This is a genomic window from Thermoflexus sp. (assembly GCF_040289485.1).
GTDB lineage: Bacteria > Chloroflexota > Anaerolineae > Thermoflexales > Thermoflexaceae > Thermoflexus.
The window spans coordinates 1-17,635 of record NZ_PSLG01000047.1; the positions used below are offsets into that span (position 1 = coordinate 1).

The 17,635-nt window shown below is 70.2% G+C and carries 20 protein-coding genes and 1 tRNA gene; 14 read left to right on the forward strand and 7 right to left on the reverse strand.

Translation table 11 applies throughout. From position 1 onward, the window contains the following. The 4 genes from C4313_RS08415 to C4313_RS08430 all read right to left on the reverse strand — a co-directional run. A partial coding sequence (locus C4313_RS08415) for a hypothetical protein (protein WP_352429422.1) occupies positions 1 to 227 on the reverse strand: 227 nt, incomplete at its 3' end. After that, positions 224 to 799 carry an RNA polymerase sigma factor gene (locus C4313_RS08420; RefSeq protein ID WP_352429423.1) on the reverse strand — a complete coding sequence of 192 codons (576 nt, stop codon included), beginning with the start codon at positions 797 to 799 and terminating at the stop codon, positions 224 to 226. The genes C4313_RS08420 and C4313_RS08415, both read right to left, overlap by 4 nt. A gap of 168 nt (positions 800 to 967) precedes the next feature. Further along, positions 968 to 2,782, reverse strand: a complete 1,815-nt coding sequence (locus C4313_RS08425; protein WP_352429424.1) for a heme o synthase — start codon at positions 2,780 to 2,782, stop codon at positions 968 to 970. A 126-nt stretch (positions 2,783 to 2,908) separates the two neighbouring features. After that, positions 2,909 to 3,922, reverse strand: a complete 1,014-nt coding sequence (locus tag C4313_RS08430) for a glycosyltransferase (protein WP_352429425.1) — start codon at positions 3,920 to 3,922, stop codon at positions 2,909 to 2,911. 105 nt (positions 3,923 to 4,027) lie between these two features. On the opposite strand from C4313_RS08430, the gene C4313_RS08435 reads away from it, so the two are divergent. The 9 genes from C4313_RS08435 (at position 4,028) to C4313_RS08475 (ending at position 10,838) form a co-directional block, all read left to right on the forward strand. Continuing rightward, positions 4,028 to 4,102 (forward strand) — tRNA-Pro (locus tag C4313_RS08435). Positions 4,103 to 4,688: 586 nt separating this feature from the next. After that, positions 4,689 to 4,868 carry a hypothetical protein gene (locus tag C4313_RS08440; protein ID WP_352429426.1) on the forward strand — a complete coding sequence of 60 codons (180 nt, stop codon included), beginning with the start codon at positions 4,689 to 4,691 and terminating at the stop codon, positions 4,866 to 4,868. Between the two features lie 67 nt (positions 4,869 to 4,935). Then, entirely contained in the window at positions 4,936 to 6,276 is a 1,341-nt protein-coding gene (locus tag C4313_RS08445; protein WP_352429427.1) for a Glu/Leu/Phe/Val family dehydrogenase, read from the forward strand. A gap of 93 nt (positions 6,277 to 6,369) precedes the next feature. Then, positions 6,370 to 6,888 carry a YbaK/EbsC family protein gene (locus tag C4313_RS08450; protein WP_352429428.1) on the forward strand — a complete coding sequence of 173 codons (519 nt, stop codon included), beginning with the start codon at positions 6,370 to 6,372 and terminating at the stop codon, positions 6,886 to 6,888. Next, positions 6,869 to 7,900: a tRNA (adenosine(37)-N6)-threonylcarbamoyltransferase complex transferase subunit TsaD gene (tsaD, locus tag C4313_RS08455; RefSeq protein ID WP_352429429.1), complete on the forward strand. Its 1,032-nt coding sequence runs from the start codon at positions 6,869 to 6,871 to the stop codon at positions 7,898 to 7,900. Before C4313_RS08450 ends, tsaD begins: the two co-directional genes overlap by 20 nt. 166 nt (positions 7,901 to 8,066) lie before the next feature. Continuing rightward, on the forward strand, positions 8,067 to 9,377 hold the full coding sequence (locus C4313_RS08460) for a molybdopterin molybdotransferase MoeA (RefSeq protein ID WP_352429430.1): 1,311 nt from the start codon (positions 8,067 to 8,069) through the stop codon (positions 9,375 to 9,377). Beyond that, positions 9,374 to 10,072 (forward strand): DsbA family protein, encoded by a 699-nt coding sequence (locus tag C4313_RS08465; protein WP_352429431.1) that lies wholly within the window; start codon positions 9,374 to 9,376, stop codon positions 10,070 to 10,072. The genes C4313_RS08460 and C4313_RS08465 overlap by 4 nt, the downstream gene beginning before the upstream one ends. Before the next feature lie 25 nt (positions 10,073 to 10,097). Then, the gene (locus C4313_RS08470) at positions 10,098 to 10,529 is read left to right on the forward strand and encodes a vitamin K epoxide reductase family protein (RefSeq protein ID WP_352429432.1); all 432 of its coding nucleotides are present in this window, start codon (positions 10,098 to 10,100) and stop codon (positions 10,527 to 10,529) included. A 66-nt stretch (positions 10,530 to 10,595) separates the two neighbouring features. Continuing rightward, on the forward strand, positions 10,596 to 10,838 hold the full coding sequence (locus C4313_RS08475; protein WP_352429433.1) for a hypothetical protein: 243 nt from the start codon (positions 10,596 to 10,598) through the stop codon (positions 10,836 to 10,838). Positions 10,839 to 10,874: 36 nt separating this feature from the next. Here C4313_RS08475 and C4313_RS08480 read toward each other — a convergent pair whose 3' ends face one another. From C4313_RS08480 to C4313_RS08490, 3 genes are read right to left on the reverse strand one after another with little or no spacing between them, the layout of a single operon-like run. Continuing rightward, positions 10,875 to 12,035 carry an aminotransferase class I/II-fold pyridoxal phosphate-dependent enzyme gene (locus tag C4313_RS08480; protein WP_352429434.1) on the reverse strand — a complete coding sequence of 387 codons (1,161 nt, stop codon included), beginning with the start codon at positions 12,033 to 12,035 and terminating at the stop codon, positions 10,875 to 10,877. Between the two features lie 59 nt (positions 12,036 to 12,094). Continuing rightward, positions 12,095 to 12,763: an NUDIX hydrolase gene (locus tag C4313_RS08485; protein WP_352429435.1), complete on the reverse strand. Its 669-nt coding sequence runs from the start codon at positions 12,761 to 12,763 to the stop codon at positions 12,095 to 12,097. 19 nt (positions 12,764 to 12,782) lie between these two features. Beyond that, positions 12,783 to 13,445, reverse strand: coding sequence for a phosphoribosyltransferase (locus tag C4313_RS08490; protein ID WP_352429436.1), 663 nt, complete (start codon positions 13,443 to 13,445; stop codon positions 12,783 to 12,785). 137 nt (positions 13,446 to 13,582) lie between these two features. On the opposite strand from C4313_RS08490, the gene C4313_RS08495 reads away from it, so the two are divergent. The 5 genes from C4313_RS08495 to C4313_RS08515 all read left to right on the forward strand — a co-directional run. Then, entirely contained in the window at positions 13,583 to 13,999 is a 417-nt protein-coding gene (locus tag C4313_RS08495; protein WP_352429437.1) for a CBS domain-containing protein, read from the forward strand. Continuing rightward, complete coding sequence (locus tag C4313_RS08500; RefSeq protein WP_352429438.1) at positions 13,984 to 14,502, forward strand: ribonuclease FAU-1 family protein; 519 nt, start codon at positions 13,984 to 13,986, stop codon at positions 14,500 to 14,502. The genes C4313_RS08495 and C4313_RS08500 overlap by 16 nt, the downstream gene beginning before the upstream one ends. Positions 14,503 to 14,713: 211 nt before the next feature. After that, complete coding sequence (locus tag C4313_RS08505) at positions 14,714 to 15,346, forward strand: MBL fold metallo-hydrolase (protein WP_352429439.1); 633 nt, start codon at positions 14,714 to 14,716, stop codon at positions 15,344 to 15,346. A 36-nt stretch (positions 15,347 to 15,382) separates the two neighbouring features. Continuing rightward, positions 15,383 to 16,564, forward strand: a complete 1,182-nt coding sequence (locus C4313_RS08510) for a M48 family metallopeptidase (protein WP_352429440.1) — start codon at positions 15,383 to 15,385, stop codon at positions 16,562 to 16,564. A 206-nt stretch (positions 16,565 to 16,770) separates the two neighbouring features. After that, positions 16,771 to 17,635, forward strand: an 865-nt coding sequence (locus C4313_RS08515; protein WP_352429441.1) for a pyridoxal-phosphate-dependent aminotransferase family protein, incomplete at its 3' end; no start/stop codon positions are given.

Here is a 17,635-nt window from a genome sequence, read left to right on the forward strand (position 1 = left end):
CGGGGCTCCCGGCGGAGGGCCTCCGCCCGGGCCAGGAAGGCCGCCCGCGCCGCCCGCTCCCGCTGGAGCGAGGGCGCCGGGGGGCGGGCCCGCCGGATCTGGTCGGCGGCATATAGAAGCGTCCGCAGCGCCTCCGCATGCTCCGGGTGTCGGCGCAGAATCTGTTCCATCGGGGTCCCCTGCTCGAGGGCCCGAAGGGCCTCTTCCACCCACTCGTCCCGGCTCATGGGAGATCCCCTTGGTCCAAAGCCGCGCGCAAACGCCTGGCCAGGGTCATCAGGGCACGGTGCTGCAGGGCCCGGACGGCCCCCGGGGTTTTCCCCAGTTCCCGAGCGATCTCCTCTGGCGACATGCCGGCCCAGAAGCGCAGGAGGATCACCGCCCGCTGCTCTGAGGTCAACGCCTCCAGGGCCTCCCGCACCCGCTGTCGGAGCACCACATCCGGTGCCTCTTCCTGGATCGGCCCCATCCAGGCCTCCTCCAAAGGGACCGTGGGGCGCCGATGCCGATTCCGATGGTGGTCGGCGACCAGGTGGTCGGCGACGCGGAACATCCAGGCGGCCAGATGGCGATCCGGTCCGCGGCCCCGATGCAGGGCCTCGAGCAGGCGCAGGAAGACTTCCCCGACGAGATCCTCTGCCACCGGGGCTTCGCCGACCCGGCCGAGGATGTAAAAGTAGAGCATGGGATAATAGCGCTCGTGCACCTCGGCCAAGGCCTCTGGCTCCAGTCGCCTCGCCCGGGCCAACAGGGCCTGTTCGTCCGTCACGGTCCAGGATCGCTCAAGGGAAAGATCCACCACCGGGCCGCTCCGCAGAAAGGGGCCGAGGCCGCCGGATGAGACATCCGGTTTCCTCCGGAGACCATGTCGTCCAAGCCCCCTATCGCGTTACGCCCGAGATGGCCCCAAAACCACGGTGGGAGCGGCAAGCCTTCTCGCCGCTCCCGCCCTGTTCCCTCCGCCGGCTCAGCCCGCCAGGAGGCGATCGGCCACCATCAACACAAAAAAGAAGAAGAGGTAAGCGTTGGAGGCGTGATACAGGCGGCGGGCCGGCGCCCGAGACGGATCCTGCCAGAGGCGGAGGGCCAGGATCAACAGCCAGGCATTCAGGAGCCCGGCCCCGACCAGGTAGAGGAAGCCGAGGGCCCGTATGGCCACAGGCACCAGGCTCCAGAGGGCCAGGAGGACGGTATAGAACAGCACCTGGAAGGCGGCCGCCCGGGGGCCGGTCACCACCGGCAGCATGGGGACGCCGGCCTCCCGGTAGTCCCGCTCGGTGAGGATGGCGAAGGCCCAGGTGTGGGGCGGGGTCCAGAGGAAGATCAGGGCGAACAGGAAGAAGGCCATCGGATCCACCCGGCCGGTCACCGCCGCCCAGCCCACCACCGGCGCGAACCCCCCCGCCGCCCCCCCGATGACGATGTTCTGGGGGGTCCACCGCTTCAGGACCATCGTGTAGATCCCCACGTACCACACCCAGCCCGCCAGGGCCAGGGCTGCCGCCGTGGGGTTCACGAAGGTCCACAGGATGAGCAGCCCGGCGACGGAGAACAGGGCCGCCACCACGGCGGCCTCCCAACGGCCCAGACGGCCAGCGGGGATCGGCCGGCGGGCCGTGCGATGCATCCGACGGTCCAGTTCCGCATCCCACACGTTGTTCATGGCGTTGGCCCCGCCGGAGACCAGCAAGCCGCCCAGCAAGGTGTAAACAAAAGTGAGGATAGGCGGCAGCCCCCTCTGGGCGATGAACATCGCCCCTGCCGTGGTCACCAGCAGCAGAGCAACGATCCCCGGCTTGGTCAGGGTGACATAGGGCTCCCAGAGGTTCCGCAGACGTAAGGATTCTGCCGGGACGCCCTCCGCCCACTGGGCCTCCCCCAGGGCCCAGGCCCACGCCACCACCACCGCTGCCCAGATGGCCGCCGCCAGCCCCAGGTGCAGGGCGTTCAGCGCCGCCGGGAACCCCATCCGAAGATTGATCGCCCCCAGGCCGATTTGAACGATGTAAAGGGCGAAGGCCGCCAGGATCCAGTAGAACACCCCGCGCGGCATCTCCCGGCGGCCGGAGAGGGCCAGGGCCAGCCCGCCCAGGGCGATCCCCACCCCGAGGGCCAGCACCCGATGGAACATGTGGACGCGGCCGAGCAGGTCCCCCGGCCAGAGCACCCCGCCCGTGCACAGCGGCCAGTCCGAGCATGCCCAGGAGGCCCCACTGCCGGTCACCGAAGCCCCCACGAGGGCGAGGGCGAAGAGGGCCAGACCCACCATGCCGATCCCGCGCACGGCGGCCGCCGCCGGACGGACGGCCTCGAGGTCCGTGGGGGGAGGCCGGCTGGCCCAGGGAGCGTGGGCCCGCACCGCCGCCACCAGGACCAGGGCGAGGATGATCATGGCCATGGCGAGGTGGATGGCCACGATGGTCGGCGGCAGCTCCAAGATCACCGTCACCCCGCCCAGGAGGGCCTGCCCGAAGAGCAACCCCAGGGCCCATGCCAACGGGCGGTAGAGGTCGGGTCGACGCTCCCGCCGCCACGCGATCAGCCCGGAGAGGGCCAGCAGCGGCGTGACGCTGGCCGCCAGGAGCCGATGGATCCACTCCAGCCACGCCGCCAGGTCGCTCAGCGGCGGGAAGATCCGCCCGTGACACAGCGGCCAATCCGGACAGCCCAGCCCGGAGCCCGTGGTGCGCACCAGGGCGCCCCACGCGGTCAACAGCCCGATGGCGAGGGCGGTGAGCACCAGCAACGCCCGCAGCCCGCTCCCAACAGCCTTCGGTTGCATCCCCTTCCCCCCGATGGCGGATCCCGCCTTTATCATACCGGCAACGGGGCGGCCCTTCCATCCTCACTCCCGGTTTTTCTCGACGGCAAGGCCGAATTTCCGCCCCGCCGAGGGCGGACGCCGGGCTTAAGGAAGCGGGTCCATCGCGGGGGCGAGGCGGGTCGAGCCGTGGAGGCGCCGCGTCCCGCGCAGATGGCGCCAGCGCCAGAGCCCCCCCACCGGATAGCCGATCATCTTCGCCAGGTCCCCCCAGAGCCGGATGAGCGGCACCCAGGCCAGCATGTGGAGCCGCTCCGGCCACGGATACCCTTCCCATAGGCGGAAGAGACGCCGGTAGGGTGCCCGCAGATACAAGAAGCCACCCAGCAGATAGCCCAGCGCGCATGCGGGATGAACCTGCAGGCTCAGCAGGGCCAGGGCGGGGACCAGCCCCAGATACGTGGCGTAGCGGACGGCATGACGCAGCCGCCACAGGTCGGCCTTCCCATCCCCCCGCGCGTATCGGTAATACTGGAGAAAGAAGGCGCGCATGCTCTGGCGCGGTCGGAAGTAGACGACGGCCTCGGGCGCGAAGGCGAAGGGGCCGAACCGCTCGTAGAGGGCGAAATCGAACACCAGGTCCTCGCAATAATCCAGCCACTCCGGATAGCCGCCAACCGCCTCCCAGGCCCACTTCCGGAAAGCCACTGAGCGGCTGGAGGGCCAGAACCGATCCGGCCGGATGTCCCGCCGCTCCGGGAGCACCGTGGCGGCCATCGCCACCTCGAAGGGGGTGAAGGGATCCGGCAGGAAGAACCCGGCGACGGCCACCGTTTCCGGCCGCTCCTCGAAGGGGCGGAGCAGGTGGCGCAGCCAGTCGGGATGGAGACGGACGCCGGCGTCGGTCACCGCGATGATCTCCCCTCGAGCGGCGGCGATGGCCCGGTTGCGCCCCTGGGAGATGTTCGTCCCCGGCGCCTCGATCACCGTCAGCGGGAAACGGCGCTCCGCCCGCAGCCGATCCAACGTCCCATCCGTGGATCCCCCGTCCGCGATCACCACCTCGTCCGGCGTGCGCGACTGGGCGGCCAGGGAATCCAGCAGCCGCCCGATGGAAGAGGCCTCGTTCTTGACTGTGGCTACCACCGAGATCCGCACCATGGCCGGAGTCCCTGCGCCCACGGGTCCCGACGACCGGATCGCCCGGGCGCCGGGACCGCGCCGGGCTTGCCGCGCTTTGGGATCGTAGATATAATAAAAGCAGATCGGGACGTGGCGCAGCCAGGTTAGCGCACTGCAATGGGGTTGCAGGGGTCGGCGGTTCAAATCCGCCCGTCCCGACAGGCCGGGGAGCCGACGGGGAGCCGTCGGCTCCCCGGTTTTGATGCCTGTTCCCGGAGACGCCCCGGCCGGCCCCAAAAACGGAGGCCGCCCTCCGAAGAAGGCGGCCTCCAGGCAGGCCGTCGCTTACCGGATCTCACCGGAGGTGATGCGACGGCCTGCCCCCTGCCGAGCGGTTCGACGTTTCTCGTCCATCGCGCATCACCTCCTTTCTGTGGGATGGCGACGCCCGGTCGACCGGGCCTGGGCCCGGGCCGAACACCGCCGATCATGCCCTCAAAGCCCGCGACGGTCAAGCGGCTCCGCGCAGGCTGAAGTTGACGGAGCCCCCCTCTTCCAGTAAAATGAGATGGGGCTGCGGACGGGATATCGTGGGATCCCCGATCGGACCGATGGGGTTGCATCGGATCATCCGGATCACGAAGGGGGTTGACATCTATGGGGCCACCTCGCCCGGGGTGGCCCCATATTATTTTCCGGGCAACCCCCTTCCGCCCGGCCGCCGCCCTTCCCCCAGGAGCCCGTATCCGCGCGAGCCGCTTCTTGATCCCGACCGGAGGGAGATGCGCCATGGCGCTGGAACAGATTGATTAAGGAAACCCTGAACCCCTTCCAGATCGTCCAGAAGCAACTGGACGAGGTCGCCCAGGTGATGGGCCTGGAGCCGCATATCCTGGAGATGCTCCGCTGGCCCAAGCTGGAGATCCAGGTCACCTTATCCCACGCAGAGGGCTCCAGCAGGGATGCGCTGAAGCCCTCCTGTTGACCCGCCGGGAGGACCTCGCCCCGCCCGCGGGCCGTCCATCGACAACCTGGTGTGGAGGGACGATGACATGGATGATCGGAACGAGCTCTCGGGGAGCGCCGGCTATTCCCCGTCGCCGGAGGCGATCCGCAAGGGCCTGCAGGCATGGCGCGCTGCCCTCGCCCAGTTCGACCGGGCCGTCCGCATCCTGGAGGCCTCGGGCCATCCGCTGAAGCGGGGGCTGATCGAGTTCCTGCGCCGCCCCAAACGGGAACTCATCGTCAACTTCCCCGTCCAGATGGACGACGGCTCCATCCAGATGTTCACCGGCTACCGGGTGCACCACAACGCTGTCCGCGGCCCCACCAAGGGCGGCATCCGCTATCACCCCGACGTGACGCTGGAGGAGGTTCGGGCGCTGGCCATGTGGATGACCTGGAAGTGCGCCTTGGTGAACATCCCCTACGGCGGGGCCAAAGGGGGCGTGGCGGTGGATCCGGCGCGGCTCTCCCCCCGGGAGCTGGAACGCCTGACCCGCCGCTACGCCACCGAGATCAGCCTGCTGATGCACCCCGGCGGCGACGTGCCGGCGCCCGATGTGGGGACCAACCCCCAAATCATGGCATGGATCATGGACACATATTCAATGCACACCGGCTTCACCCAGCCGGCAGTGGTCACCGGCAAGCCCCTGGAGATCGGAGGGACCTTGGGGCGCGTGGAGGCCACGGGGCGCGGCGTCATGATGGTGGTGGCGCAGGCCCTCCAAGTGAACCGCATCCCCATCGAAGGGGCGAACATCGCCATCCAGGGGTTCGGGAACGTGGGCTCCTACGCCGCACTGACCGCCCATCAGATGGGCGCCAAGGTGGTGGCGGTCAGCGACGTTCACGGCGGGGTCTATAACCCGAAGGGGCTGGATATCCCCCGGCTGATGGATCACGCGCGGCGGGAACGGACCGTGGTCGGTTTCCCAGAGGCCGAGCCTATCTCCAACGCGGAGCTCCTCGCCCTCCCTGTCGACGTGCTGATCCCAGCTGCCACGGAGAACCAGATCACCGCCGAGAACGCCCCCTCCATCCGGGCCCGCATCCTGGCTGAGGGCGCCAACGGGCCCACCACCCCGGAGGCCGATGAGATCCTCCTGGAAAAAGGGGTCTTCCTCGTGCCGGACATCCTGTGCAACGCCGGGGGGGTGATCGTCTCCTACTTCGAGTGGGTGCAGGACCTCCAATCTTTCTTCTGGACCGAGGAGGAGATCAACACGCGGATGGAGCGGATCCTGGTGCGGGCCTTCCACGAGGTGCTGGCGAAAGAGGCGGAACTGCGCCGCTACGGCCTGCAGCCGGGGGATTACCGGACGGCCGCCCAGGCGCTGGCCATCTGGCGGGTGGCCCAGGCGACGCTGATCCGGGGCATCTACCCATGAGGCGCGATCCCAGGCGCGTGGGACGCCTCCGCCGTGCCGATGGGGCAGCGGCTAAAATTTCTGCAAGAAAGACCAGGGAACCGGAGGAGCCGGATGAGGGGGCCGGAGACAGTGCAGGCCTTCCTGGATCAACACCTGCCAGGGGTCGCGGTGCGGGTCCTCCCGCAGCGCACGGCCACCGCGCCCGAGGCGGCCGCGGCCGTGGGCTGCCCCCTGGGGGCCATCGTGAAATCCCTCCTCTTCCTCGCCGATGGGGCACCCCGGCTGCTGCTGGTCTCCGGCGACCGCAGGGCCGACGCGCGGCGCCTGGCCGCCCTGTGGGGGATCTCCCGCAAGCGGATCCGGATCGCCGACCCCGAGACGGTGCGCCGGGTCACCGGCTACACTGTGGGGGGCGTGCCGCCCATCGCCCACGCCACCGCCCTCCCGGTCTGGATCGACGCCGCCCTGGCCCGCTACCCGGTGGTGTGGGCCGCCGGCGGGGCTCCCAACGCCCTCTTCCCCATCGCCTTCGACGACCTGGTCCGGATCACCGAGGGGACCGTGGCCGATTTCACCGTCGAGGACCGACCCGGCGCGGAGGGCGCGGCCGATGCGCATCCTGGCCCTTGAGACCTCCTGCGACGAGACGGCGGCGGCCGTTGTCGAGGACGGCCGCATCCTGCGGTCCAACGTGGTCGCCTCCCAGGCCGCCTTCCACGCCAAATACGGCGGCATCTTCCCCGAGGTCGCCGCCCGGATGCATCTGGAGGCCATCGTCCCGGTGACCCGGGAGGCGCTGGCCCAGGCGGGCCTCTCGCTGGAAGATGTGGACGCCATCGCCGTCACGTATGGGCCCGGCCTGCCCGGCTCCCTGGTCGTCGGGGTGAGTTTCGCCAAGGCCCTGGCCTTCGGCCGCCGCAAGCCCCTCATCGCCGTCAACCACCTGGAGGGCCACCTCTACGCCCACCGCCTCCGGGTGGAAGGGAACCCGCCCGAGGACCTCCCCCTCCCCTTCCTGGCCCTGATCGTCTCCGGCGGGCACACCGAGTTGATCTGGGTGCGGGACCTGTTGGATCACCGGCGTGTGGGCTGGACCATCGACGATGCCGCTGGGGAGGCCTTCGACAAGGTCGCCCGCCTGCTGGGCCTGGGCTTCCCCGGCGGCCCGGCCATCGAGCGGGCGGCCCGGGAGGGGAACCCCCACGCCTTTCCGTTCCCTGCCCTGCCGAAGGTCGACGATCCCCTCTGGTTCAGTTTCAGCGGGCTGAAGACGGCCGTTCTGCGGACCGTGGAGCGATGGCAGGGGAAGCCCCTGCCCATCGCCGACCTGGCGGCCTCCTTCCAGGCGGCGGTCGTGGAGCAATTGGTGACCCGAACCTTGGAGGCCCTGCGGCGCTATGCGGCCCGGGCCATCTTGATCTCCGGCGGGGTCTCGGCCAACCGGCGGCTGCGGGAGACCATGCAGGCCCGCTCCCCTGTCCCAGTGGTCGTGCCGCCCCCCTGGCTGTGCACGGACAACGCGGCCATGATCGGCGCCGCCGCCGCCCTTCACGCCCAGGCCGGCCGCTTCGCCCCTCTGGACCTGGACGTGGACCCCGACGCCAAGATCGGCCTCCCCGACGGGACCGGTGGTCGGAGTTGACAGGCCCCTGCCGGCCCATTACACTTACCTCGAGCCCGAGGAAAGGATGCCGGACCGGCACATCCTCGGCCGCCCTGCCCTCCCCCGAAGGGATCCGATCGGATCGACGGGCTGCCCACGCGCCGGATGGGGAGGTCGGTTCATCCATCTCCTTGACGTGCGAAGGATGGGAGCGATCGCCCGAGAGGGGATCCGGGTCGACGAGGCCCGGCGTCTGATCTTGCAGGAGTTCCACCCCCTGCCCCCCGAGTCGGTGCCCCTGCGGGAGGCCCTCGGCCGCGTCCTGGCCGAGGGCCTTCGGGCGGACCACGACCTCCCGCCCTTTCCCAACTCGGCGATGGACGGCTACGCCGTCCGCGCCGCCGACACCGCCGAGGCCACCCGCGACCGGCCGGTCCGCCTCCAGGTGGCAGGGGAGGCCGCGGCCGGGCATCCTTTCCCCGGGATCGTCCAGCCGGGGACCGCCGTGCGCATCGCCACCGGAGCCCCGCTCCCGACCGGCGCCGACGCGGTGGTCCCGGTGGAGGACACCGATGATCCCGGCGGGCCGGGCCGTCCGCTCCCGCGGGTTGTCGCCGTGTTCCGCCCGGTCCAGCCCGGCGAGGCCGTCCGACCCGCGGGGGAGGATGTGGCTCGGGGGACGGTGGTGCTGCCGCCCGGGACGGTTCTGACCCCGGGGGCGCTGGCCCTCCTGGCCGCCCTCGGCCGGCTGGAGGTTCCGGTCCACCGCCGGCCCCGGGTGGCGCTGTTGGCCATTGGGGACGAACTGGTGGAGCCCGGGCGACCCCTTCCACCGGGCGGGATCTACGAGACCAACCGCACCGCCCTGGCGGCCCAGGCCCTGGAGGCGGGGGCGGAGCCCATCGTGCTGGGCATCGCGCGGGACCACCCGGAGGACCTACAGCGCCTGCTGGACGAGGCCGCCGCCCATCGACCGGACTTGATCGTCTCCTCAGCGGGCGCCTCCATGGGGGCCTACGATTGGGTGAAGGAGGTCGTCGGGCGTCACGGGGCCATCCACCTCTGGCGGGTGAACATCCGGCCGGGGAAGCCCTTCGCCTTCGGGCATTACCGGGGCATCCCCTTCTTCGGCCTGCCCGGCAACCCCGTCTCGGCCATGATCACCTTCGACCAGTTCGTGCGCCCGGCCCTGCGCCGGCTGGGCGGCTACCCGCGCCCGGAGCGGCCCCGCATCCCGGTGATCCTGGCGGAGCCGGTGGCCAGCGATGGGCGCGAGACCTACTTCCGGGCTCTGATCGTCCATGAGGACGGAGCGTTGCGGGCCCGCCTGAGCGGCCTGCAGGGCTCGCACATCCTGAGCGCGATGGCTCGCGCCAACGGCCTGGTCATCGTCCCCGAGGGAGTGCGGTCGCTCCCGGCGGGGGCCGTTGTGATGGCCGAGGTCTGGGTGCACCTACAGGATCTGATCGGCGTGCCCGCCGCACCCCCCGCTTACATCGTGGAGGAGGTTCCATGAGCCAGCGAGCCCCACGCCCCGCCCGCCCGGCCCCCCCCTCGCGGCTGCCCTGGGCGATCCTCGGGGTCGCCGTCGTAGGGGCCCTGGGCCTCATCGGCCATCAACTGTGGGTCAACCGGCCGGCCGCCACCGTCGCCGCCGTCGACTACCCGACCGGCCTCACCCCGGATGGCTATCCCTACAAGGGGAACCCGCAGGCCGCGGTGGTCATCGAGGAGTATTCGGACTTCCAGTGTCCGGTCTGCGCCCGCTACACCCGCGAGGTGGCGCCGCGCCTGGACGAGAAGTATGTCAAGACAGGGCAGGTGTATTATATCTTCCGGTATTTTCCGTTCCTGGGCCCGGAGTCCTTCCGAGCGGCGGAGGCGGCCGCCTGCGCGGCAGAACAGGGGAAGTTCTGGGAATATGAACATGTGCTCTTCGCCCACCAGCGTGGGGAGAACATGGGTTGGTTCTCGGACGACCGCCTGATCGGGTTCGCCCCGCGGGCCGGGCTGGACCCGGCCGCCTTTGGTGATTGCCTGCGGTCCGGCAAGTATCGGGACTTCATCCGGCAGGCGGCCGAGGCCGGGCGGGGGCGCGGCGTCCGGGCCACGCCGACCTTGTTCATCAACGGCGAGAAGATCGAAGGGCTTTACGACGCGGCCTTCTACGAGACCTACATCGACACGCTGCTGCAGAAGAAGCAGAAATAGCGGAATGGCGAGGACGGCGGCGGCTGTGCGACGGGATGTCTGGCGGGTGGCCCAGCAGGCCCTGGCCCTGGCCGGGGCCGGCGTGGCCGCCTACCTGACGTGGGCCAAGACGAGGGGCGAGGGTCTGATCTGCATCGGCTTCCGGGGTTGCGACCTCGTCAACAACAGCCCTTATGCGGTGCTGCTGGGGATCCCGGTGGCGACGTGGGGGCTTGGGGTCTACCTGGCGCTGTTCCTCCTCGGCCTCCCCGCCTGGGAGCGCCGCGAGGCCCTGCGCCCCTGGGCGATCACCCTCTCCTTCGCCCTGGCCCTGGGCGGGTGGCTGTTCTCGATGTATCTCACCGCCATCGAGGCCTTCGTGCTGCAGGCGTGGTGCACGTGGTGCGTGACCTCGGCAGCCTTGATCACCTTGCTCCTGGGGGTGTGCGGCGTCCGCTTCTACCGCGCGTTCCGTTGAAAGGGCTGCGGCGATCCAAGACACCGCTTCGCCATTCGAAAAAAATCCGATCCGGAGGAGAACGCCATGCCCCGCATCCGCTGCCATTATGTCGATTGCATCTACCTGGAGGCTGGCTTCTGCACGGCCGACGAGATCGAACTGGACCCGGAGATGGGCTGCCTGACCTACGCGCAGGCAGAGGAAGAAGAAGAGGAAGAAGAGCTCCTGGAGGAAGAGGAGGAACTGGAGGAGGAACTGGAACTGGACGACGAGGAGGAATGGACGGAGTTCGAGCCGGACGAAGAAGAGGAGGACGAGGACTGGTGAGGCGGGCCCCTGGGGCCCCAGGGGGCCCTTGCCGGATCACCCGTAGCGCTTCATAAAGCGGGCGATCCGCTCCAGGGCTTCCTCGATCTTCTCATAAGCCGTGGCGTAGGAGCAGCGCACGTGGCCGGCGCCCCCTAGCCCGAAGGCGCTCCCTGGGACGACGGCCACCTTTTCCTCCATAAGCAGGCGCTCGCTGAACTCCTCATCGCTCATCCCGGTTCGCGCAATGGAGGGGAAGGCATAGAAGGCCCCCTTCGGCTCGAAGCAGGTCAGCCCCAGTTCGTTCAGGCCCTGGACGATCAGCCGGCGGCGCCGATCGTATTCCTGGCGCATCTGCTCCACATATTCCTCGCCGACCCGCAGGGCGGCCAGGGCGGCATACTGGGAGGGCGTGGGGGCGGACATGATCGTATATTGGTGGATCTTGCGCATGGCGGCCAAGATCTCTTTGGGCGCCGCCGCGTAGCCGATGCGCCAGCCGGTCATGGCGTAATCCTTAGAGAAGCCCCCGAGGAGGATGGTGCGCTCCCGGGCCCCAGGGAGGGCAGCGAAGCACGTGTGGGTTCCATCGTAGACCAGCCGGTCGTAGATCTCGTCGGAGATCACAATGAGATCGTGCTTCTCCGCCAGGGCGGCGATGGCCAACAGTTTCTCCCGCGGCATCACCGCGCCGGTGGGGTTGTTCGGATAGCCGATGAGGATGGCCTTGGTCCGCGAGGTGATGCGGGACTCCACATCGGCCGGGTTGACCTGGAAATCCTCCTCCGCCCGCGTGGCGAAGGTCACCGGGACGCCACCCGCCAGGACCACCTCCGGCGCGTAGGAGACGAAGCACGGCTGCGGGATGATCACCTCGTCCCCCGGGTCCAGGATAGCATTGACGGCCAGATAGAGGGCCTCCGAGACCCCCACGGTGATGAGCAACTCGGACTCGGGGTCGTAGGCGACGCCGTAGAGCCGGTAGAGATGCTCGGCCAGGGCCTCCCGCAGTTCGATCAGGCCGGAGTTGCTGGTGTAGTGGGTCTCCCCCCGCAGAAGGGACTCCACCCCAGCCCGCAGGATGGGCTCCGGCGTGACGAAGTCCGGCTCCCCGATGCTCAGGCTGATGACATCCTTCATCGTCGCCGCGATGTCGAAGAAGCGGCGGATCCCGGAAGGCGGGATCGCAGCCACGCGCTGCGCGATCACGCTTCGCATCGCTCTCCCCCTCCGCGCGGGATTCGCAGCCAGGGTGGAGGTCCGGTCATCGCCCGCCCTCACGCCGGAGAGCGGGCCGGGCGGGCCCAGGCCAAAGCTTCCCGGACGACGGCGCGGAACTCGGAGAGGATCATGGCCGTCGCCCCCCAGACCCCATGGCCCTGCAGGCGGAAGACAGGGATCCGCCAGCGGCCGCCGTGCAGTTCCCACTCCTCCTCCCCCCGGCTGCGGGGATCCAGCAGCCAGGCGAGGGTGGCCTCCAGCACCTCCGCGACCTCCAGCGGCGCCGGCTGGAAGGCCGGCCGGCGCGGGAGGAAGCCGACCACGGGATGGATCAGGAAGCCGCTGGGCGGGACGTAAAGCGGCGTCAGCGCCCCCACCAGGGTCACCGGCGCCCCCAGCGGACCCAGTTCCTCCTCGGTCTCCCGCAGGGCCGTCGCCACCGGATCCTCGCCCGGCTCGCACGCCCCCCCGGGGAGCGAGACCTGTCCCTTGTGGTGGGCCACATGCTGCGTGCGCACCGTGAGGGGAAACGCCAGGTCCTCCCCGTCCGGATAGAGCAGGATCAGCACGGCAGCGGACCGGGCGTCCGGCGGCCACCCCGGTGATGCCTCCAGCAGGGCGCGGCGATACGGGGGAGCCATCTCCCCCTGGGCCGCCGGCCCGGGCAGTGGCTGGCGCAACCGCTCCCGCAACCGATGGATGATCTGCTCGGGCCTCCCCGCCATGCCCTCTCCTCCGCGACCCTCACCCGCCCGACCCCCAGGCCACCGCCTCGGCCAGCAGGGCGACCACCTGCTCATCCGGAACCTGGTCGAAATGGTCATAGAAAGCGCCGACGGCCCAGAAGCGGGCGGGGGTATAGAGGACGACCACCTCGTCGGCCTCGGCCTCCACCCGCGGGAGCATCTCGGGCGGCGCGACCGGGGCGGCGACCACCAGGCGCCGGGCCCCCTGGCGCCGCAAGGAGCGCAAACTCACCCGCATCGTCGCCCCCGTGGCGATCCCGTCATCCACCACCACCGCGGTCCGCCCCGCCACCGGGACCGGTGGGCGGGCCCCCCGGAAGCGCTCGGCCCGCCGTCGCAACTCCTCCTGCTGGCGGCGGATCTCCTCCTCCAGGTAGGCCGGGGAGACCTCCAATTCGGCCACGGCGAGGGGATCGATCCACAGGGTGCCGTCCTCCGCCACCGCGCCGATGGCCAGTTCCGGGTTGTCCGGGGCCCCCAGTTTGTGGGCCAGCACCACGTCCAGGGGGGCCTGCAACGCCCGGGCCACCTCATAGGCGACGATCACACCCCCGCGGGGGATCCCCAGCACGACCAGTTGCCCGGCCCGCGCCTCCGGGGCCAGGTGGCGCAGTGCCTCTGCCAGCCGTCGCCCGGCTTCCCCTCGATCCCGGAACCGCATCGTGCCTCCCATCCCCGCCAGGGCCCTCCGGAGATGATCTTAGCATGCCCAGGGGCAGATGGGGAGCCCGTGTTCCCCAGTGATAAAATATTCTTTGGAACCCACGAACAGGCGGCCCTCGGGCGGAGGAAAGACCCATGGAGCGGAAACCCAAGCCCTACACGGTGGCGGAGATCATGACCTCACCGGTGGTGACCGTCCCACCGGACATGCCGGTGGAGGAGGCGCTGCATCTGATGGTCCAGAAGGGCATCTCCAGCGTGGTGGTGGAGCCGGAGGGGCCCCACGGCACATGGGGGATCATGACCAAACGGGACATCCTGAAGAAAGTGGTGGCAGCGGACCGTCCCCTCAAGGGCTTGAAGGTTCGCGACCTCATGAGCGCCCCCCTCATCACGGTCTCCCCGGACACCACCATCCGGCAGTGCTCGATCATTATGCTGGACGCCAACATCCGCCGGGCGGTGGTGATGCAGGACGGCAAGCCCGTGGGCATCGTGAGCGACACGGACATCTTCCAGGCGGTGGAGGAGCGAGGGTGGGGACCGGATTGAGGGAAGGGGCCACGATCCGCGTCCGCCGGCTGGCCGTCGACGGGCGGCTGCGGGCCCTCTACAGCGGCCGCGTGGTCCAGGCCGCGCCGGGCGGGCTGGTCGTGGAGGCCCTCTGGGAGCGACCGCCCCTGGACCTGGGCTACGCCGTCCTGGAGCCCGGGGACCGTTTCGTGGAGTATTTCTTCACCGACCGCTGGTTCGCCATCTACGAGATCCATCGCCAGGGGGACGGCGGACTGAAGGGCTGGTATTGCGACATCGCCTACCCGGCCCGCATCTCCTGCGAGGAGATCGAAACCCGGGACCTGGCCCTGGATCTTTTTGTGACCCCCCAAGGGCAGATGGTCGTGCTGGACGAGGAGGAGTTCGAGGCCCTGGATCTGCCGGCGCGGGACCCGAAGGCCTACCGGGCCGCGCGGGCGGCCCTGGCCGATCTGATGGAGCGGGTCCGTCGCCGCGAGCCGCCTTTCCACGTGATCCCTGGCGAAGGACAGCCGGCCTGAAGGCGGGGCCTTCCCCGGTACGAGCGGTCGATCCTCCGGGGGCCCTCCCCACCGGGATCTGGATCTATGACATCGTGGGCCGCGGTTTCGGCTTCGGCGAGGGGGAAGCCGCCGCGCGCCGCCTCCCTCGCCCGTCGGCTCCCAGCCGGAGGGGGCTTGCCCCCGATGCCGTTTGGGTGGATCCTTAAAACAGCGCACCAGGAGGTTGCCCATGGCCCAGCAACCCCGCTTGCTCGCGCGGCTCCACTGGCTCGGGCACGACGCCTTCCGCATCGATGGGCCGCCCGTGATCTACCTGGATCCCTGGCAGGTCCCCGCCGGGGCCCCCCAGGCGGATCTCATCCTCATCAGCCACGAGCACTTCGACCATTGCTCCCCCCAGGACATCGACCGCCTGCGCCGGCCCGACACCGTCATCGTGGGCAGCCCGGCCGCCGCCGCGAAGATCAAAGGGGCGAAGGCGATGCGCGCCGGCGATCGTCTCGCCGTCCTCGGGGTGGAGATCGAGGCCGTGCCGGCCTACAACGTCAACAAGCCCTTCCACCCCAAGGCGGCCGGCGGGCTGGGGTTCATCCTCACCATCGAGGGGGAGTGCCTCTACTTCGCCGGCGACACGGATTTCATCCCCGAGATGAAGGCCATCCGCTGCGACATCGCTCTGCTGCCGGTCAGCGGAACCTATGTGATGACCGCCGAGGAGGCCGCCGAGGCGGCCCGCGCCATCGCCCCGAAGGTGGCCATCCCTATGCACTACGGCGCCGGGGTGGCCGGGACGGCGGCCGACGCCGAACGGTTCCGGGACCTCTACGAAGGCATGGTGGTGATCCTCCAGCCGGAACGCTGAAGGGCCTGCGCCCGCCCCGGGGGAGGCGAAGCCGCCTTGGCAGACGAACGGACGTCGAAGGCGAAACGCTACGCCCGAGGGCAACGCCGGCTGGCGTTGGCGGGAATAGCCCTCTTCACCGCCTACGCTGCCGCATGGATCGCCACCGGCCTCTCCCGGCGGGTCGGGGACGCCCTGGCCGCCCGGCTGCCGTTCCCCCTGGACGCGGTGGCGATGGCGGTCCTGTTCGGCGGCGGCTGGATCCTCCTGGACCTGCCCCTCGCCCTCTACGGAGGGTTCGTCCTCCCCCAGCGCTTCGGCCTCTCCACCCAGACGGTGAAAGGATGGGCGTTGGATCAGGCCAAGGGCTGGGGGATCGGGGCCGGGATGGGATTGCCCCTGCTGGCCGGGCTCTACGTTGCCTTCCGGCGCTGGCCGGAGACCTGGTGGCTGCCGGTGGGCGCCTTCTGGATCCTGTTCACCGTCCTCCTCGCCCAGTGGACACCGGTGCTCCTGGCCCCGCTGTTCTACCGGTTCCGCCCCTTGGAAGATCCCGACCTCGTCGCCCGGCTGGAGGGGATGGCCCGGCGGGCCGGCGTCGGCATCCGGGGCGTCTTCGTCATCGATATGAGCCGTCGGACCCGGGCGGCGAACGCCGGGCTGATGGGGATCGGCCCCACCCGGCGCATCGTCCTCGGCGACACCCTGCTTCAGGGTTACACGCCGGAGGAGATCGAGGCGATCCTGGCCCACGAACTGGCCCATCACCGGCACCGGGATCTCCCCCTCGGCCTCGCCCTGGGGAGCGCGGTGAACCTGCTCGGGTTCCTCCTGGGAGCCCGCTGGCTTCCCCCGCTGGTCCGGGCCCTGGGGTTCCCACGACTGGACCACCCCGGAACCCTCCCGGCCTTGGCCCTGGCCGCGATGGCCTTCGGGCTGGCCACCGGAATCCCGTTGCGGGCGTGGTCCCGCTGGCGGGAATGGGAGGCCGACCGGGCGGCGATCCGATGGTGCAGCAACCCCGGGGCGCTGGCCTCCGCCTTGCGCAAACTCGGCGAACAGAACCTGGCGGAACCGGACCTGGAGGCCTGGGTGGAGGTCCTGTTCCACACCCACCCCGCCCTGGGCAAACGCATCCGCGCCGCCGAGGCCCGGGCGGCCGCGATGGCGGCCCTCGCAGAGAACGGATCCCCATCCGCCCCACCATCGGATTTGTGCCGTTCTATCCGCTCTGAGTAAACTTTCGAATGGCCACCGGAGCCTGACCGCCCCGTGGAGACGCTCTCGATGGAAGAACAGGAAGCCCGGCGGGCGCTGTTGCGGCGTTCCTGCGGGGAAGCCGAGGGGGAGATCCTTTGGGATCATCGGGCCGGGGGCGCCCACCGGCCCGCGGGCCCTGCTCGGATTGTCCGGCCGTTGATCCCTCCGACACGGAGCACCGAACCATGGCGGACCGAACCTTGCTGATGATCCCCGGACCCGTCGAGGTCGACCCGGAGGTCCTGGAGGCGATGGCCCGGCCGCCGGTCAGCCATATGTCGGCCGGGTTCGCCGCCCAGATGCGCGAGGCCCTGGAGGGCCTCCGCGAGATCTTCGACGCCCCCGACGGCCAGCCTTTCCTGGTCGCCGGATCGGGCACCCTGGCCATGGAGATGGCCCTGGCCAACCTGATCGAGCCCGGCGACCGGGTGGTGGTGGTCGACACGGGCTATTTCGCCGCCCGCATGGCCGAGATGGCGGAATGGTTCGAGGCCCAGGTGGTGCGGGTGACGGCGGCGCCCGGCGCCCTCCCCGATGACGCCCAGATCGAGGAAGCCCTCCAGAGCGGGGCCAGGCTTCTCACCCTCACCCACGTGGATACCTCCACCGGGGTGGCCATACCGGTGGCGCGCTGGGCTGCCCTGGCCCACCGCTACGGCGCCCTCGTGGTGGTCGACGGGGTCTGTGCCATCGGAGGCCAGCGGTTCCACCAGACGGCATGGGGGGTCGATGTGGCGCTGACGGGCTCCCAGAAGGCCCTCGCCGTGCCCCCCGGCCTGGCGATCGTGATGGCCCGTCCCGCTGCACTGGAGGCTTACCATCGGCGCCGGACCCGACCGCGGGTCTACTACGCCGACTGGGGGAAGTGGCTGCCGGTGATGGAGGCCTTCCAGGCCGGCCGGCCGGCCTACTTCGCCACCCCCGCGGTCCATCTGGTGGCCGCCATGGCGGCCTCCGTCCGCCGCATCCGCGTCGAGGGCATGGAGGCCCGCTGGGCCCGCCACGAGCGGATCGCCCGCTCGTTCCGGGCCGGCCTCCAGGCGATGGAAC

Bases quoted from the DNA above. Each gene is read 5' to 3' on its own strand.
- C4313_RS08485 (WP_352429435.1), bottom strand. From the start codon at position 12,763: ATGGCGGGGAGGCCCGAGCAGATCATCCATCGGTTGCGGGAGCGGTTG.
- C4313_RS08480 (WP_352429434.1), bottom strand. From the start codon at position 12,035: ATGCGAAGCGTGATCGCGCAGCGCGTGGCTGCGATCCCGCCTTCCGGG.
- C4313_RS08475 (WP_352429433.1), top strand. From the start codon at position 10,596: ATGCCCCGCATCCGCTGCCATTATGTCGATTGCATCTACCTGGAGGCT.
- C4313_RS08460 (WP_352429430.1), top strand. From the start codon at position 8,067: ATGGGAGCGATCGCCCGAGAGGGGATCCGGGTCGACGAGGCCCGGCGT.
- C4313_RS08495 (WP_352429437.1), top strand. From the start codon at position 13,583: ATGGAGCGGAAACCCAAGCCCTACACGGTGGCGGAGATCATGACCTCA.
- tsaD (WP_352429429.1), top strand. From the start codon at position 6,869: ATGCGCATCCTGGCCCTTGAGACCTCCTGCGACGAGACGGCGGCGGCC.
- C4313_RS08445 (WP_352429427.1), top strand. From the start codon at position 4,936: ATGGATGATCGGAACGAGCTCTCGGGGAGCGCCGGCTATTCCCCGTCG.
- C4313_RS08465 (WP_352429431.1), top strand. From the start codon at position 9,374: ATGAGCCAGCGAGCCCCACGCCCCGCCCGCCCGGCCCCCCCCTCGCGG.
- C4313_RS08450 (WP_352429428.1), top strand. From the start codon at position 6,370: ATGAGGGGGCCGGAGACAGTGCAGGCCTTCCTGGATCAACACCTGCCA.
- C4313_RS08505 (WP_352429439.1), top strand. From the start codon at position 14,714: ATGGCCCAGCAACCCCGCTTGCTCGCGCGGCTCCACTGGCTCGGGCAC.
- C4313_RS08425 (WP_352429424.1), bottom strand. From the start codon at position 2,782: ATGCAACCGAAGGCTGTTGGGAGCGGGCTGCGGGCGTTGCTGGTGCTC.
- C4313_RS08430 (WP_352429425.1), bottom strand. From the start codon at position 3,922: ATGGTGCGGATCTCGGTGGTAGCCACAGTCAAGAACGAGGCCTCTTCC.
- C4313_RS08490 (WP_352429436.1), bottom strand. From the start codon at position 13,445: ATGCGGTTCCGGGATCGAGGGGAAGCCGGGCGACGGCTGGCAGAGGCA.